This is a genomic window from Streptococcus sp. FSL W8-0197, assembly GCF_037963785.1.
GTDB classification, from domain to species: Bacteria; Bacillota; Bacilli; order Lactobacillales; family Streptococcaceae; genus Streptococcus; species Streptococcus oralis_CQ.
This window is the reverse complement of the sequence record NZ_CP150168.1, coordinates 810,025-826,906: the sequence shown is the minus strand read 5'-3', so window position 1 is coordinate 826,906 and position 16,882 is coordinate 810,025. Positions and strand designations below refer to the sequence as shown.

The following is a 16,882-nucleotide window of genomic DNA, read 5'->3' as shown; positions in this document are numbered from 1 at the left end:
TCTAATTCCTTATCTTGTTTTTATGCAGTCCTTTATAGAGAACCCAAGCCAGATAGCCTCCCAGGGTATTGGTCCACAAATCATCAATCTCAAAGACGCGATTAAAATCAAAGAAAAAGTCTAAGACCAGCTGCGTACACTCGATTCCTAGGCTCAGTAGAAAGCTGAGAAGGATGATTTTTTTGGTTTGTCGCAAGTTTGGACAGAGATAGATCAGTTGAAAGACTAGCGGGAAAAGCAAGAAGACATTTAAAATGTTCTGCAAAAAGATCCAAAGGACTTGTCCCAAACTGGTCACTTCACCCAGATTCCAAAGGGAGTTTAAGGGAGTTAAAAGAAAAACCAGGCGTCCAAAAGTTTGAATACCTGGAGTTTCCACTCCTGTAGGAAGCTGAGGTTGGGGAGTGAAGCAAAAACAGACAATGCAAAGGCTGTAAATAGCCACTCCCAATCTCAAGATTAATTCTCTTTTTCTTGTCATTTTATGGATTTACCGCTGCGACTGCCTTCTGGCGGTCACGTTTCATTGTATTGGAGCGCAATTGTCCACAAGCTGCATCAATATCTGTACCATGCTCTTGACGGACAACGCAGTTAATCCCTTTCTTCTTGAGGGTATCGTAGAAGGCCATCACACGCTCTTTGGGACTACGGCTATATTGGTCATGTTCACTAACTGGGTTATAAGGAATCAAGTTGACATAAGACAATTTCTTGATGTTCTTGAGCAACTCAGCCAATTCCAAGGCTTGTTCAACGCCATCGTTGACTTCATTGAGCATGATATATTCAAAGGTCACACGGCGATTGGTTGTTTCGATATAATACTCAATAGCTGCGAAAAGCTTTTCAATCGGAAAGGCACGGTTAATTTTCATGATGCTTGAACGCAATTCATTGTTTGGTGCGTGAAGGGAAACAGCCAGATTGACCTGTACGCCTTCATTAGCAAAGTCACGAATTTTATGGGCCAAACCTGAGGTTGAAACCGTGATATGACGAGCACCGATTGCCATCCCCTTGTCATCATTGATGGTACGGACAAAATTCAATACATTGTTGTAGTTATCAAATGGTTCACCAATTCCCATGACAACGATATGGCTGACACGTTCGTCCTGACCACGCTCATCAAAGTATTTCTGAACCAGCATGATCTGCGCTACAATTTCACCGTTATTAAGGTCACGTTGCTTCTTAATCAAGCCTGACGCACAGAAGGTACAACCAATATTACAGCCAACCTGAGTGGTCACACAGACTGACAAACCGTAGTGTTGACGCATGAGTACTGTCTCAATCAACATGCCATCTGGCAACTCGAAAAGATACTTAACAGTACCGTCAGCTGACTCTTGTACGATCCGCTGTTTCAAAGGATTGACCACAAACTGGTCATTGAGCCTGGCAATCAAATCCTTGGAAAGGTTGGTCATTTCTTCAAATGACTGGACACGTTTACGGTAGAGCCATTCCCAGATTTGATCTGCACGGAATTTCTTTTCCCCTTGTTCTAATACCCATTCTTGCATGGCTTGACGTGTTAAACTATAAATAGACGGTTTCATCTCTTCTCCTTATTTCTCTATCTATTTCTGACGAATGATAAAATGGCGCTGTCCCTTGTCCTCTTTCTGAGACTTTTGATCCTTATGACGACGTCTATTTCGCTTATCCGCATTTGGTTTTCTCTTGTTTTGAGAAGGTTTCTTTCCTCTTCTAGGAAGATTCTCCTCTTCCTTTTTACGCATTTTCTTGTCAAACGACGCACGCTTCGGTGCTTGGTTTTCTAGGACAAAATAAGCACAACCATAACTACAATACTCTAAAAGATAATCCTGTAAGCGACTGATTTTTTCAATTTTTTCCTCTGTTCGGTCGTCTTTATAAAAGCCACGTAGACGGAGCTGTTCATTGCTCCAGTCCCCCACGACATAATCAAACTTGGTCAACACTTCTGAGAAGCGTTGATTAAAGACGGTCACATCGAAAGCATCCTTGATATTTTCAACCAAGGTAAAAGCAATCCCTTCAGTCTCAACCTTATCCCCATTCACATGAAATTCTGGGCCAGGAAACTTGTTATAATTGTATAATTCAGGTGCAATTTCTTTACGCATAGTCTTCCTTTTCCACGATTACTTAACACTCTATTTTACCATATTTTCTACAAGTTGGCACGAATATCCTGAAAATGAAAAAAGTCTGACGATTCTGTCAGACTTCTGCTTTATAACTTTAAAAAGAGAAGAACAATTCTTCCCTCCATATTTTATTATTTAGCTGCTGCGTAAAGCTCGTCTACCTTATTCCAGTTAATGACTGAGAAGAAAGCTTTGATGTAGTCAGGACGCACGTTGCGGTATTTCACGTAGTAAGCATGTTCCCAAACGTCCAAGCCCAAGATTGGTTTTTTTCCTTCTGAGATTGGTGTATCTTGGTTTGCTGTTGAAGTTACTTCAAGTTTTCCTTCTTTGTTGACAACCAACCAAGCCCATCCAGAACCGAAGCGAGTTGTAGCTGCTGCTGTAAAGGCTGCTTGGAACTCTTCAAATGAACCAAATGTTGCATCGATTGCTGCTGCAAGTTCTGCTGAAGGAGCAGTCTTTTCAGGAGTCATCAATTCCCAGAAAAGAGCGTGGTTCAAGTGTCCACCACCATTGTTGATAAGTGCTTGACGGATATCAGCTGGGATAGAGTCTACATCAGCAAGCAAGGCTTCAAGGTCTTCACCAATTTCAGGGTGTTTTTCAAGAGCTGCATTTGCATTGTTTACATAAGTTTGGTGGTGTTTGTCATGGTGCAAGTGCATTGTTTCTGCATCAATGTATGGTTCCAAAGCGTCGTATGCGTATGGAAGGTCTGGTAAGATAATAGCCATCTGTAATACCTCTTTTTCTTTCTATATGAAAATGATAACGCAATCATCCTCTTTTTTCAAGTTTTTTGCTCAATTTGCTTCTGCCGCGATCTGCAAAAGTGCCTTTTCAAACAAGTAACCTTTTTCATAGATACCTGTCTTAATCTGATAGTCTGTTTCAATCAAATAAGAAATCGCTCGCTTGAGAAAAGCCAAGGAAATCCCTCTCGAATCTCTTAATGCAAACTTCATTTGATAAGGATTAGGATTGCGCCCCAAATAAGTTCCCAGACTGCTTGCAATCTGCGATTCCGTCTGACCAGTCTCTGATAAAATCTTCACTTGGGTAAAGGTACGAAACTGTCCTAACATGACAGCTATGAGCTTGATTTCATCCTCCCCTTGCAAGGTCAAGTCTCTAACCAGGTCACGGGCCAGGTCAATCTTCTTAGCTAAAATAAGCTGAGTCAAATCAAAAATATTGTCCTGCAGGGTCTTTGGTATAGCCTCGACAATATCCTTCTCCTCAATCACGCCGTCTGACTTATAAGACTGCAAAAAAAGGAGATTTTTCTGGATTTCACTAAATTGAAAACCAGATTTGAGAAGTAGATTTTCAAAGGACTGCCCCACAAACTGCAGACCTTGTGTCTGACTCCATTTTTGGAAATACTGGCGGAGTTCTTGTTCCTTGGGTTCAATAGCATCAAATACAGTCGCATCTCGTTTGAGCAATTTGGCCAACCGTCTTTTACTATCCAACTTTCCTTCCACAAAAATCAAGAGTTTAGTCGTCGGTGAAGGGTTATCAAGGTATGCCTCAAACGACTTGAGCTCATCATCTGTTAAAAAACGTTTCTTGGCTGTTGTAATATCGACAAAATGGTCTAATATCACGATTTTTTCATCCGCAAAGAAAGGGAGACTGACCAACTCCAACTCTAAGTCTTTATAGGCTACTTCTTTCATATCAAAGTAAGCAAAATTGAGATCAGCTGGATCATAACCAATCTGTTTCAACACTTGACTCTTCATAACTTCAAACTGGCCCTGGTCTGTCCCTGTAAATAGAATCAAGCTAGATAAATTTGATAGAGATACCTTTTGACTCTCTTCTATGGCTAGCATCTTCTCTCCTTTCTTCTGATTTTTTTCTAACTTTAATCAATATAGCGCAATTTCCCACGGAAATCTTCTAGGTTCTCGTACCCTTTTTCCGCCATAATAGCTTTCAGTTCATTGGTAATGCGTTCAAAAGCACTGATACCTTCTTTGTGAAGAGTGGTCCCTACTTGCACCATACTCGCACCGCAGAGGATATGTTCAAAGGCATCACGCCCCGTTAAAACGCCACCCGTTCCGATAATTTGGATTTGGGGATTTAAACGTTGGTAAAAGGCGTGCACATTCGCTAGAGCGGTCGGTTTGATATACTCTCCACCAATTCCACCAAAACCATTCTTAGGACGAATCACGACCGACTCGTCTTCTATATAAAGGCCGTTTCCGATAGAGTTAACACAGTTAACAAACTTGAGCGGGTATTTGTTGAAAATAGCTGCCGCTTGATCAAAGTGAACAATATCAAAATAAGGTGGCAATTTGATTCCAAGAGGTTTGGTAAAGTAGGCAAATACTTCTGCCAAGATACAATCTGTTGTCTCAAAATCATAAGCAATCTGAGGTTTTCCTGGAACATTTGGACAAGAGAGATTAAGCTCTGTCAGTCCTTTGAATTCACTCTCTTGCACTTTTTTCAAGATGGTATGTGTTTCTTCTGGAGACATGCCAACTAGAGATAGGAAGAAAGTTCGGTTTGGCTCTTTTTCCTGCAAGTCCAAAAGATAGTTCAAATAGTAGTCTAAGCCATTATTTGGTAAGCCCATGGAGTTGATAGAACCAAGTGGAACATTCTGGTATCGTGGCTCAGGATTGCCCTGACGAAAGTCCAAGGTCGCAGTCTTCGTAACAAAAGTGCCTGCCGCTGAGTTTTTGACCCCTTCTAGTTCCTCTATCGTCATACAAGCCACACCCGCTGCATTCATCAAGCAATTATCAAACTCAAAGCCAGCTATTTGTGTTTTCGTTGATACCATGATTCTGATCCTCCAGATTCCTTTTATTTCTAATATTATACCATACTTTAAGATTTTCTCTTTGAGAAACTAATTTCTATATAAAACGTTCGGTTTTGTAAATTGAAAGAATTTTTAGAAAATTTCTGTTTTTTTCTTTACACTCAAAAAAAATTCTGCTATAATGGCTCATGTAATAAAATATAACAACAAAAAGGAGAACGATATGACATCTGCTAAAGACTATATCCAAAGCGTGTTTGCAACTGTGAAAGCTCGTAACGGGCATGAGGCTGAATTTCTCCAGGCAGTTGAAGAATTCTTCAGCACTTTGGAACCTGTATTTGAAAAACACCCTGAGTATATCGAAGAAAACATCTTGGCACGTATCACTGAGCCTGAGCGCGTGATTTCTTTCCGTGTTCCTTGGGTTGACCGTGAAGGTAAAGTCCAAGTCAACCGTGGTTACCGTGTTCAATTCAACTCAGCTGTTGGACCATATAAAGGCGGACTTCGTTTCCACCCAACTGTAAACCAAGGGATCTTGAAATTCCTCGGCTTCGAACAAATCTTTAAAAACGTTTTGACTGGACTTCCAATCGGTGGAGGTAAGGGGGGATCAGACTTCGATCCTAAAGGGAAGACTGATGCTGAAGTGATGCGCTTCTGCCAAAGCTTCATGACTGAATTGCAAAAATACATCGGACCATCACTTGACGTACCTGCTGGTGATATCGGTGTTGGAGGACGCGAAATTGGTTACCTTTACGGACAATACAAACGTCTTAACCAATTTGATGCGGGTGTCTTGACTGGTAAACCTCTTGGATTTGGTGGTAGCTTGATTCGTCCAGAAGCAACTGGTTATGGTTTGGTTTACTATACTGAAGAAATGCTCAAAGCTAATGGTAACAGTTTTGCTGGTAAGAAAGTGGTTATTTCAGGTTCTGGTAACGTAGCTCAATATGCTCTTCAAAAAGCGACTGAACTCGGCGCTACTGTTATCTCTGTATCTGACTCAAACGGTTATGTCATCGACGAAAATGGTATTGACTTCGATCTTTTGGTTGATGTTAAAGAAAAACGCCGTGCTCGTTTGACTGAGTACGCAGCTGAGAAAGCAACTGCTACTTACCATGAAGGTTCTGTATGGACTTACGTTGGAAACTACGACATCGCTCTTCCATGTGCGACTCAAAACGAAATCAACGGCGAAGCAGCTAAACGTTTGGTTGCTCAAGGAGTTATCTGCGTATCTGAAGGTGCTAACATGCCTAGTGACCTTGACGCGATTAAAGTCTACAAAGAAAACGGAATCCTTTACGGACCTGCCAAAGCTGCCAACGCTGGTGGTGTAGCCGTTTCAGCGCTTGAAATGAGCCAAAACAGCCTTCGCCTTTCATGGACTCGTGAAGAAGTTGATGGACGTCTCAAAGACATCATGACAAACATCTTCAATACAGCTAAAACAACTGCTGAAACATACGGTCTTGGTACTGACTACCTTGCAGGAGCAAATATCGCTGCCTTCGAAAACGTAGCAAACGCTATGATTGCACAAGGTATTGTTTAATTAGTCGATACATCCTATCGGAGGACAAATGATGAACTTACGGCCAATGGAAGTAAGAGATAATCCAGCTGTAGCGCAGCTCATTCGAGCTAGTCTTGAAGAATTCGGGCTTGACAAACCTGGAACTGTCTACTTTGATTCTCATCTAGATTATTTGGCCGACTACTATCAACAGCAAGAGAGAGCAGCTTACTTTATTCTGGAAGATGAAGGTCAGCTGGTTGGCTGTGGTGGCTTTGCACCTGCGTCTGATAAGATTGCTGAATTACAAAAACTGTACGTCACTAAAAATAGCCGTGGCAAAGGTTATTCCAGCAGGTTGATAAAGAGGATATTCCAGGAAGCCCATCTAGCTGGTTATGAACAGCTTTATCTAGAAACCTCTACTGAACTGGCTACGGCTGTGGCCATCTATCAGCACTATGGTTTCACATCACTGCAACAACCACTTTCTAACGCTGCCGGCCACCCAGCTATGAATATCTGGATGATAAAATCCCTCTTATCAGATGAATAGATGGCAGTATACTCTGGTCGACTCGAAGACATCATGACCAAGAACCACAACACAGCTAAAACAACTTTTAACAATGTAGCCAAGGCTATGATAGTAAAGGTATTGTTTCAATTTATTTTTCAATCCCCAATCACTCTGATTGGGGATTTTTATATTGGTTTAAAAAAGCTCACTATTTTTAATAGTAAGCTTAAAAATCAAAATTCACTTTACTTCTACTAAGGCAAAAGACAGGCATTCAACAATTTCGTTTACTGCTTCATCTATGTTTACATCTTCCTTATCATTCAACATCATTGGAATAATATAAGAAAGACTCAAAGCTAAAATATAACGAACGATTCTTTCATTTGACCAATCTCGGATAACACCCTTTTCTTTAAACTGATTCAGGACTGGACTAATTGGCTTAATGATAGAGTGAATAATAACATTCCCTAACTGGTCAGAAATAGTTTTATCAATAAAAGAACGACTCAAGAGAATTTTAACTTGCATTTGATTCTTCTGAATGAAAACTAGTCTATCTCGAACAATGCTTCTCAGAAATAGCGGAAAAGACTCTTGGTTTGCTGTAAATTTCTTCTCAGAAAAATCAGCAATCACATCTGGAATAACCTGTTCGAGAAAAGTTGACAGAATAGCTTCTAAGATGCCTTCCTTGGTTTTAAAGTAACTAAAAACTGTCCCTTCTGAAACTCCAGCCTCCTTAGAAATAAGGCTAGCTGTTGTATTTTCAAAGCCAATTTCTGAAAATAACTTTAGACTTGATAATAAAACTTGACGTTGTTTTAAACTCAAGTTGCTATTTTCTAATGTCTGAGCATACTTTTGTTCTAAACTTTCCATTGCTGGCACCTCTCTGCTACTCTCTTACTTTTACAACCTTCTTACCTCGAGTATGTCCCGACTTCAGGCTACGATATGCCTCTCTAACTGACTTTAGAGAAAAATCATAAACCTGGTCAATATTCAGCCGAACCTTCCCATCTGAGACCATTTCCGCTAGAGTGTTAAAATCATCATATGTGGAATGTCTCGGACCCGTGAACTGAGCTCCTCTTATAATAACATATGGTGAAGGTACTAGCGTTCCAATAGCCGTGCCCTTCAATCCCAAACTGAAAGCCAATTTAACATAATCACTTCCATAGCAATCCAAGAATTTTGTAATTGGCTTTGCACTTGCTGATAGAAGAGCATTCTGGATGTTCTCTTCGTAGGCTACCGGTATAGCACCTAAAGACTTCAGATAATCTGAATTTTTCTTACTCGCAATTCCAATAACTGTCGCACCTTTAGCAACCGCATACTGTACTGCGATACTTCCAATACCTCCTGCTGCTGCTGAAATCACTACAATATCTTTAGAGTTTAGCTCAATCTTTCTAAAAGCACCTCCCACTGTTAGAGAGGCTACACCCATAGTAGCTGCATGGTTCATATCAATCATATCTGGTTTCGATATGATTTCCGATTCATTGACACAAATTTCTGTTGCCAAAGCTCCCCTCTTGGTTCCCAATCCAGGGTCACTGATCATTGTTCCAAAAACCTTATCCCCTACTGCAAATCTATTTACTCTTTCACCAATTTCTATGATAACTCCAGCAAAATCCCGACCAACACCTCTTGGAAAAAGAGATGATTTTGACTCAAACCAACGACTTGGCTTCCTTAGTTTTGTCATAAAAGATAGAAATCGGAGTGGCTTTGCACCTTCAAAAGTCTTATAATCAATAGGATTTAAACCAACAGCATGAACTTCTATCCTAACTTGATTCACTTTCAAAGCGTCAGATTTAATGTTCACTAAATCTAACACTTCTTCATCACCGAAACGACTATATTGTATTGCTTGAACAACCATTGTATGAACTCCTTTACACATCTACAAAATTGAGTGAGCACTCAATCATTTTTCTTGATTATACACTTATTCTTCATAGATTGCAACTATACTGTTTCCAAAACTTCTAACTAAGTGAGCTGTTCATGATAAAAATAGATCTATTTTTATCATGAAAGATTATCAAACTAGAACTCAAAGAAATCCGACTGCTTATAAAAGCAGCCGGATTTTTATATATCTAACTTTTCAAAAAATTTGCCTGTTAACTGCTTTTCTTTTAGCTTCTCCAGCAGCTCGTTCTCCAGAAAAGGACTTAGTTCGTCAAAATCTTGACAAACCTTAAAAACAGTCTCTCTGTCCAACTGACCATAAACTAGTTCGTAATAGTCCTTATCATGATGCCAGTTCTGGTCATAGTTGACATCTGTCCGTTGATAGTAAACAATGTTTTGCTTCGGTGTCAGGTAAATCTTCTGTGTTAGAATGCTTTTCTGATCTTTAGATAACTTACTACGGCTGAAAATCTTAACACCTTGAAAAATCTTACGCTCATGAATTCCTTGATCTGTCACCTTCAATTCAATTCTTTTATAGTGCATACTATCACCTCCAAAAATTACTTTCATTATATCAGACTCTGGCAGATTTTCAAGCAAAAGTGTCATTTCCAAAAATCTTTAGTCACCTCTAAAATCTGTTTCGTTGGTGTCACTGTAGCCTCAATAATGTTCTTACCAGTCTTTTTCAGATAAGCTTGTATCAGATGATAGCCATAGGCATAGCCTGCAGCATAGGGCATACCGACTGGTATCTGACCCTGTATCTCAGCTATTTCATCACCGTAAAGATAAGGAGCCATTTCCGCCATCCCTGTTAGCTGAAGCCGACTGGAGATGATGGGCTTAATCTCTTCTAACTGCTCTGGACTGATTGAAGTAACCCAAGGCCCAATGAGATCTTTGCCATAGAGCTCAGCTGCAAAAGACTCTGCCAAGCCTTCACTGACTACCCAGTCTGCTAATGTCGTCTGCTGGTTCCATTTGATAAATTGGAAGCGGACATTATGATTGCACTCGTGGGCCAGTGCCGCTTGCACACGTGGCAAAGTATAGTCATTCGGTAGCAGACTAAGCATGAGGTAACCTGGAATTCCACCATCTCCGCTATAACCCTTATTGAGCTGTAACATGGCCTTTTCAGGGTTGCCCAATAAAATAGTAAAATGGTAATCCTCAATCTCTAAATCATAGCCAGCTTGCTTAAAAAGACCGATACTCCTCTTGATGGTTTCCTGGCAGTCCTGCCAGAGTTGATCAGAGCTCAGAGCGTCGATAGCTGGTCTATCCTTTTCTGAGAGAGTTGCGGGCAACTGATTCATAAAGCCAAGCAGGAACAAGGCATCAAATCCTCCAGGATACTTCGCTTTCAGAGGAATGTGTTGCGTTTGGTATTTGGTTGCAAAAGGTGCTAATATTTTAGCTCGAAAGCAACCTTCTCTCTTTTCTAAAGGGAGCTCGAGCATCTCTTGGTAAACTTTATCTGAACGAATCATATTGATTTTCATAGTAATCTCCTTTCTTATCTACTATTAGTATAATCCCTTACCTAAGGTCAGAGTCAAGAAGAAAATTGAAATATCTATTAAAATTTCATTGAAATTACCTCAAACCGTTCGAAAATTACCTTCAATAAAGTTCTTTAATACTGAGATTGTAATATCCGGAGTATCAATAAATTAAAAACTTACTTTTCTACTGTTCATAGGAATGATGATAGCAGAAAAAAATAAATCCTGAAGGGTAAAAACTTGTATCATTTTTTATGGAAAGCCTATTATTCAAAACTTGTTTGTCTCCTAGATAAACTATATAATTAGTTCGCCCCTTTTTTGCCCCTTCTTGAACCAAAAGAAAAAACCGCTATTCCTAAGAATAGCGGTTTAATCATGTTTTTAAGCTACAAATGTAGTCGCTCTCTTATTTAAGAGTAACTGAAGCTCCAGCTTCTTCCAATTTAGCTTTGATTTCTTCAGCTTCTGCAGTTGGAACGCCTTCTTTGATGACACCTGGTGCACCATCAACAAGTTCTTTAGCTTCTTTAAGTCCAAGACCAGTGATTTCACGTACAACTTTGATAACGCCGACTTTCTTGTCACCAGCAGCTGTCAATTCAACGTCAAACGAGTCTTTAGCAGCACCAGCGTCAGCAGCACCAGCTGCAGCAACAGCTACAGGAGCAGCTGCAGTTACACCAAATTCTTCTTCGATAGCTTTTACAAGGTCGTTCAATTCAAGGATTGAAGCTTCTTTAATTTCAGCAATAATGTTTTCAATGTTCAATGCCATTGTTATTTCCTCCAAATAAGTTTAAATTTAATTTTGTTATTTTTTTGTAGCTAGGCTACGCTACGTAGCTTATAATTAAGCTGCGTCTTCTTTGTTGTCTGCAACCGCTTTGACTGCAAGAGCAACGTTGCGCACTGGCGCTTGAAGTACAGAAAGGAGCATAGAAAGAAGTCCTTCGCGGTTTGGAAGAGTTGCAAGAGCAACGATTTCTTCTTTTGATGCGACAGCGCCTTCGATTGCACCACCTTTGATTTCAAGTGCTTCAGCGTTTTTAGCAAAGTCGTTCAAGATTTTCGCTGGTGCGATAACATCTTCGTTAGAAAATGCTACTGCAGATGGTCCAACAAAAACAGATGCAAGATCTTCAAGTCCAGCTTGTTCAGCCGCACGACGTAAGATTGAGTTTTTAATAACTTTATACTCAACTTCGCTTCCACGAAGCTCACGACGAAGAACTGTATCTTGCTCAACTGTCAAACCACGAGCGTCTACAACGACGATAGAGGCAGCAGCTTTCATTTTCTCAGCCACTACGTCAACTAGTTCCGCTTTCTTAGCAATAATTGCTTCACTCATTAGTGTGTTCACCTCCGTAATTATTTTGCTTGGGGAAATTTTCCAAAAGAAAAACGCGCCCAAACCTAGACACGAAAGTACAATACGCTTCTTTTTACATGATACGTTTTGTCCTCGGTAGGATATTTATGAGTCTCGCTCCCCTACTGTCTTAGGCAGTTTTTTCAAACCGTATATAAGTATAGCATAGACAAAAAAAGAATGCAAGATTTTTGCAGACTTTTTTTGAAATATTTTTTTAAATCTCTACTGTCAAAACTTGTCCTTGCTTGACAACCTGTTCTCCTGCAATGTAGACATCATCAACATCACTGGATTTGACTGCATAAACGAGGTGAGAGAGCATATTTTCCTGAGGTTGGAGATGGATTTTTCCTTGTGGTTGAATCACGAGAAAATCTGCCTGCTTGCCAACTTCTAGGCTTCCTATCTGCTTTTCCATTGCTAGAACCTTAGCCCCTTCGATTGTCAGTGCCTTAAGGGCTGTCTCGATAGGGAACTGGCTGGCATCTCCACTCTTCATTTTCTGAAGAAGGGCTGCTGTCCGTCCTTCCTCAAACATATCTAGATTATTATTGGAAGCAACTGAGTCAGTCGCAATTCCGACTGCTACTCCTGCTTTTTGCAGTTGGATGATTGGAGCGATCCCTGAGGCCAGTTTGAGGTTACTGATAGGATTATGGGCGATTGCCACATGAGAAGTTGCCAAGCGTTCAATTTCTCGTTCGTTTAACTCGACCCCGTGAGCAAAGACGGACGGATGATCTAAATAACCCAGTTCTTCTAGAAATGCGAGGGGGCGTTTGCCGTATCGTTTGAGGATAATTCCTGACTCCTCCTTGGTCTCCGCCACATGGATATGGAGAGGAATATTTAGCTCTTTTGCCATTTCTAAACTCGCTTGCAGCAGGTCTTGATTACAGCTATAAGGGGAGTGCGGTGCTACCATAACTTTGAAATTTGGATTTTCATATCCTAAGATTTCTTCTATAATGGCACGTGTTCTACTTATAGTCTCAGCAGTTGTTTCTGTCTCTGAAGAAAAGAGGGTCGGTGAGAAATAACAACACATCTTAGACGCCTTGACTGTCTGATAAATTTGCTCAATATCCACACCATTGGGATTATACATATCGTTGAAGCTTGTTGTTCCTGACTGGAGCATTTCTGTCAGAGCTTCTTTGACCGCCTTGGTAGTCATATCGGGAGTAAATCCTGCTTCTGCTGGCCAAATATAGTCATTGAGCCATTCGTGGAGATTGCTATCATCCTGAATCCCTCGTAAGCCTGTCATAGCAGAATGGGTATGGCAATTGACCAAACCAGGCATGATCCAGGCTCCCTGATAGTCTATAATCTGCTCAGCCTGCTCTAAAATCTCTGGCTCCTCTTGGCCGACATAGACGATTTGAGAGTCCTTAACGGCTAAGACACCATCCAAATAAACATGGAAATCTTTGTCACAAGTCACGATATTTACATGCTGATAGACTTTCATTATAGGCTCCTTTTCTATAAGACAATTTACAGTGAATAATTTTTCTAGCTATTGTAACAAAAAAGTCACCCGAAGGCAACTTTTTTCCATAATATTGCAAAATAGAAAGGATTATTCAGAGCTAAAAGCCGCAGCTTTTTGCATTTGGTAATACTTGCCCTTTCTAGTCATGAGATCCTGATGGTTCCCATACTCAACAATGTCGCCATCTACCAAGACTAGAATCAGATCCGCATCCTGAATGGTTGACAAACGGTGAGCAATAATAAAGCTTGTGCGCCCCTTCATGAGTTTGGCAAAGGCATCCTGTACTAGCACTTCTGTTCGTGTATCGATGGAAGAAGTTGCTTCGTCTAAGATAAGAATCTTTGGGATAGCTAGAAAGACTCGGGCGATGGTCAAGAGCTGGCCCTGACCGACAGATAGAGATTCTCCTGCATTTTCCAACTTGGTATCGTATCCCTGTGGCAACTGTTGGATGAAAAAGTCTGCGTTGGCTGCTTTGGCAGCAGCAATCACCTGCTCCCTACTGGCATCAGGATTTCCAAAGGCAATATTGTCATGAATGGTTCCTTGCTTGAGCCAGGTTTCTTGGAGTACCATGCCAAACTGCTGTCTCAATGACGCTCGGGTATAGTCGTAAATGGAACGACCGTCTAGCAAGATATCTCCCGAGTTAATAGGATAAAAACGCATGAGGAGATTGATAAGAGTTGACTTACCAGCACCTGTCGGACCAACGATGGCTACCTTGCTGCCAGCTGGGATATCGATAGACAAATCCTTAATCAAGATCCTTTCGGGATTGTATCCAAAAGAAACATGCTTAAAGGAAATGGCTCCCTTAACTTGGTCACTGGTCAAGATTTCCTTACCTGTTTCAACAACCTCAGGACTTTCTAAGACAGCATAGACACGCTCTGCGCAAGCGAGAGCACTTTGCAACTCAGCTAGCACTGAAGAAATATCATTAAAGGGCTTGGTGTACTGTTGGACATAGTTCAAAAAAGTCACTAAACGTCCGATGGTCAAGGTGGACCCCATCATGATACGATAGGCTCCCACTCCAGCAAGAAGGGCATAAATGAGCGCATTGACAAAGCGAGTTGAAGGATTAACCGTTGATGAATAAAAGATGGCTGACTGAGAATAATCTGCGTAGTTGGCATTCGCCTCGTGCAGTCTTTGGATAAACTCTGTCTGAGCATTGAAGGACTGGATAATGGTCTGCTGGCTAAGCGACTCTTCAATCAACTGAGTCTGAATTCCTCTCGTCTCTGTTTGCTTCTGGAAGAGATGATAGGAGCGTTTGGCAATAAAGCGTGAAATCACCATGGACAGGGGCGTCAACAGCAAGACCAAGAGGGTCATGAGAAGGTGAATTTGGAGCATGGCTAGAATACTAACCAAAATCATCAAAACACCAATGAAAAATTGGTTAAAAATCATGGTCAAGCCAGTTGCCAACTGTTCTATATCTGTAGTCACACGACTGACCATCTCTCCACTGCCCTGCCGATCCACAAAAGCAATCGGTAACCGATGAAGTTTATGGATGATTCGCTCTCGCAAGTCTCTGGTATAAGAGAAGATTAGACGATTATAAAGAAGAGGATTGGCCCATTGTACCAGAGTATTTCCTATGACTACCAAGATCATCTGAATGAAAATCTGCCAAAAAACTGGTGAAGAATCAGCAACTAGGACCTGGTCAATGACCTGCCCAATCAGAATAGGTAAGTAAATTGATAAGCCAACTTGGGCAATAGTTCCTAGAAAGGCTAGGAAAAGGAGGAAAGGATGGCTTAATAAATCCTTAGCCAAACGCTTGAGCGTCTGGTTTGCAGTTTGTCGTTTCATGCTAGTCCTCCTTTCCATGTTGGGATGCATTGATTTCGCGATAGACTTGGCTGGACTTCATCAAGTCCTCGTGCTTGCCGATAGCTAAGAGCTCACCTTTTTCCAAGAGGAGAATCTGGTCAGCCATACGAAGTGTCGAAGTCCGTTGAGAAATCAAGATTAAACTCGTGTTAGGTAAATTTTCTCGGATAGCTTTCAAGAGCTTGGATTCTGTGATGGTATCGAGAGCTGAGGTCGCATCATCTAGGATGAGAAATGGAGCTTGACGCAAGACTGCTCGGGCGATAGACAGCCTTTGTTTTTGTCCGCCTGAGAAATTTCGCCCTCCTGCCTCAACTAGGGCATCCAAGAGTCCTTCCTTTTCACTGACAAAATCCTTAGCTTGCGCAATCTCCAAGGCTTGCCAGAGTTCTTGGTCAGACACTTCTCGATTAAAACCCAGAGTCAAGTTGGAACGAATAGTTCCTTTAAAGAGTTCGACCTTTTGGGGCACATAGGCAATCCAAGACCGCCACTGCTCAAGATTAAGAGGACTACGTCCATTTCGATAAAGGTCAATGCTCCCCTTGTCTGCTGGATAAAGACCAAGTAAGACTTGCACCAAGCTTGATTTACCTGAACCAGTTCCCCCGATGATACCAAGGATTTGCCCTTGCTTCATATCAAAGGAAATGTTTCTCAGAGAAGGCTGGGCCGCATCAGGATAGGTAAAGGTTAATTCTTTGACTTGCAAAACCCGATCACCGGTAGCTTGTTTTTGTTCTAATTCTGAAAAAATATCTTCTGGAGCTTCAGTAAAAACTTCCTCAATTCGCTTGGCTGAGATATAGGATTGGTTGAGTGAATTGATCAGCATGGCGAGCTTAACCAATTCTACCAAAATCTGCAAGAGGTAGTTGATAAGAGCAATCAGGGTACCTTGACTGAGTAAACCTCCTTGAATTGAAATATAGCCCTGCCAGATGATGACGAGAAGAGTTCCATTAACAATCAGATAGGTCAGAGGTGTTAACAAACTAGACCAGAAACCCGTCTTTTCTTGTAATCTAGCATAAACTTGGTTAAGAGTTTGAAAAATATGTAACTCTCGTTTTTCCTGACCAAAAGCACGAATAACTCGCATGCCTTGTAATTGCTGACGCGTTTCCTGAACCAGCTGATCCGTTTTCTTTCTGAGACTGCTGTAGAGAGGATTGACCAGTCGAGAGAGACCGACAATGACAATCGTCAAAATGACAACCATAACTAAGAACCAGAAAGTCAGCTCAGCCGAGATGCGATAGGCCATAAAAATGGCTCCAAAAACGATAATAGGCGCTCTCAAAAAGAGGCGCAGGAATTGATTGATACCAGTCTGAATCTGGTAAGTATCCGAAGTCAAGCGGGTCACCAAGCTAGAAGTTGTCAAACGATCTCTGCTGTCCTTGGGTAAGGAAAGAATATGACGATAAAGGTCGTCTGTCAGTTCTTTGGCAAAACCCACCGCTGCCTTGGCTGAGTAAAACTGGGCTACCAAGGCCACTAAAACACCAATCACTGCAAAGATAAGGAGCAGACCAATCTGCATCCATAGATGCCCTTGATCTCTCTGGGGCAAGGATTGGTCAACAATCCCAGCAATCACCATGGGAACCAAGAGCTCAAAAACAGCTTCTAGCAACTTGAACAGGGGAGCCAAAATTGATTCTTTGATATAGGGTTTGAAGTAAGATAGTAAGTGTTTCAT

18 protein-coding genes and 1 other annotated feature are annotated in these 16,882 nt (G+C 41.2%); of the genes, 3 read left to right on the top strand and 15 right to left on the bottom strand.

Annotated features, from left to right (window positions below; translation table 11 throughout):
* Window position 1 precedes the first annotated feature (1 nt).
* The 6 genes from NYE79_RS04155 to NYE79_RS04130 all read right to left on the bottom strand — a co-directional run bounded on the left by NYE79_RS04155 (window position 2) and on the right by NYE79_RS04130 (window position 4,956).
* Window positions 2-481, bottom strand: a complete 480-nt coding sequence (locus tag NYE79_RS04155) for a VanZ family protein (RefSeq protein WP_084944607.1) — start codon at window positions 479-481, stop codon at window positions 2-4.
* Between the two features lies 1 nt (window position 482).
* Window positions 483-1,568: a 23S rRNA (adenine(2503)-C(2))-methyltransferase RlmN gene (rlmN, locus tag NYE79_RS04150; protein ID WP_247924211.1), complete on the bottom strand. Its 1,086-nt coding sequence runs from the start codon at window positions 1,566-1,568 to the stop codon at window positions 483-485.
* 21 nt (window positions 1,569-1,589) lie between these two features.
* On the bottom strand, window positions 1,590-2,120 hold the full coding sequence (locus NYE79_RS04145) for a YutD family protein (protein WP_084944613.1): 531 nt from the start codon (window positions 2,118-2,120) through the stop codon (window positions 1,590-1,592).
* A gap of 155 nt (window positions 2,121-2,275) precedes the next feature.
* Window positions 2,276-2,881, bottom strand: coding sequence for a superoxide dismutase SodA (gene sodA, locus NYE79_RS04140; protein ID WP_000974728.1), 606 nt, complete (start codon window positions 2,879-2,881; stop codon window positions 2,276-2,278).
* A gap of 69 nt (window positions 2,882-2,950) precedes the next feature.
* Window positions 2,951-3,988 (bottom strand): DNA polymerase III subunit delta, encoded by a 1,038-nt coding sequence (holA, locus tag NYE79_RS04135; RefSeq protein WP_247924212.1) that lies wholly within the window; start codon window positions 3,986-3,988, stop codon window positions 2,951-2,953.
* Between the two features lie 32 nt (window positions 3,989-4,020).
* Entirely contained in the window at window positions 4,021-4,956 is a 936-nt protein-coding gene (locus NYE79_RS04130) for a dihydroorotate oxidase (RefSeq protein ID WP_084944619.1), read from the bottom strand.
* 205 nt (window positions 4,957-5,161) lie between these two features.
* Between NYE79_RS04130 and gdhA the strand changes: the two genes are divergently transcribed.
* From gdhA to NYE79_RS04115, 3 genes are read left to right on the top strand one after another with little or no spacing between them, the layout of a single operon-like run.
* Complete coding sequence (gdhA, locus tag NYE79_RS04125; protein WP_084918216.1) at window positions 5,162-6,508, top strand: NADP-specific glutamate dehydrogenase; 1,347 nt, start codon at window positions 5,162-5,164, stop codon at window positions 6,506-6,508.
* Window positions 6,509-6,539: 31 nt separating this feature from the next.
* Window positions 6,540-7,025: a GNAT family N-acetyltransferase gene (locus NYE79_RS04120; RefSeq protein ID WP_084918214.1), complete on the top strand. Its 486-nt coding sequence runs from the start codon at window positions 6,540-6,542 to the stop codon at window positions 7,023-7,025.
* The gene (locus NYE79_RS04115; protein WP_084918212.1) at window positions 7,026-7,247 is read left to right on the top strand and encodes a hypothetical protein; all 222 of its coding nucleotides are present in this window, start codon (window positions 7,026-7,028) and stop codon (window positions 7,245-7,247) included. It abuts the gene before it with no gap.
* On the opposite strand, the gene NYE79_RS04110 is transcribed toward NYE79_RS04115, so the two are convergent.
* The 9 genes from NYE79_RS04110 to NYE79_RS04070 form a co-directional block, all read right to left on the bottom strand.
* Complete coding sequence (locus tag NYE79_RS04110; RefSeq protein WP_084918211.1) at window positions 7,230-7,874, bottom strand: TetR/AcrR family transcriptional regulator; 645 nt, start codon at window positions 7,872-7,874, stop codon at window positions 7,230-7,232. The two genes, NYE79_RS04115 and NYE79_RS04110, sit on opposite strands and share 18 nt — an antisense overlap.
* Window positions 7,875-7,890: 16 nt before the next feature.
* Window positions 7,891-8,895: an NADP-dependent oxidoreductase gene (locus tag NYE79_RS04105; protein ID WP_084918209.1), complete on the bottom strand. Its 1,005-nt coding sequence runs from the start codon at window positions 8,893-8,895 to the stop codon at window positions 7,891-7,893.
* A 212-nt stretch (window positions 8,896-9,107) separates the two neighbouring features.
* Window positions 9,108-9,476, bottom strand: coding sequence for an EXLDI protein (locus NYE79_RS04100; protein ID WP_084918552.1), 369 nt, complete (start codon window positions 9,474-9,476; stop codon window positions 9,108-9,110).
* 62 nt (window positions 9,477-9,538) lie between these two features.
* On the bottom strand, window positions 9,539-10,441 hold the full coding sequence (locus NYE79_RS04095; protein WP_084918208.1) for a DUF2268 domain-containing protein: 903 nt from the start codon (window positions 10,439-10,441) through the stop codon (window positions 9,539-9,541).
* 412 nt (window positions 10,442-10,853) lie between these two features.
* Window positions 10,854-11,222, bottom strand: coding sequence for a 50S ribosomal protein L7/L12 (rplL, locus tag NYE79_RS04090; protein ID WP_001196964.1), 369 nt, complete (start codon window positions 11,220-11,222; stop codon window positions 10,854-10,856).
* A 75-nt stretch (window positions 11,223-11,297) separates the two neighbouring features.
* On the bottom strand, window positions 11,298-11,798 hold the full coding sequence (rplJ, locus tag NYE79_RS04085; RefSeq protein WP_075567401.1) for a 50S ribosomal protein L10: 501 nt from the start codon (window positions 11,796-11,798) through the stop codon (window positions 11,298-11,300).
* A gap of 38 nt (window positions 11,799-11,836) precedes the next feature.
* Window positions 11,837-11,972, bottom strand: a sequence feature (ribosomal protein L10 leader region).
* A 64-nt stretch (window positions 11,973-12,036) separates the two neighbouring features.
* Window positions 12,037-13,296 (bottom strand): TRZ/ATZ family protein, encoded by a 1,260-nt coding sequence (locus tag NYE79_RS04080; RefSeq protein ID WP_339293807.1) that lies wholly within the window; start codon window positions 13,294-13,296, stop codon window positions 12,037-12,039.
* A gap of 111 nt (window positions 13,297-13,407) precedes the next feature.
* Entirely contained in the window at window positions 13,408-15,156 is a 1,749-nt protein-coding gene (locus NYE79_RS04075; protein WP_216728294.1) for an ABC transporter transmembrane domain-containing protein, read from the bottom strand.
* 1 nt (window position 15,157) lies between these two features.
* Window positions 15,158-16,882 carry an ABC transporter ATP-binding protein gene (locus tag NYE79_RS04070; protein ID WP_070684016.1) on the bottom strand — a complete coding sequence of 575 codons (1,725 nt, stop codon included), beginning with the start codon at window positions 16,880-16,882 and terminating at the stop codon, window positions 15,158-15,160.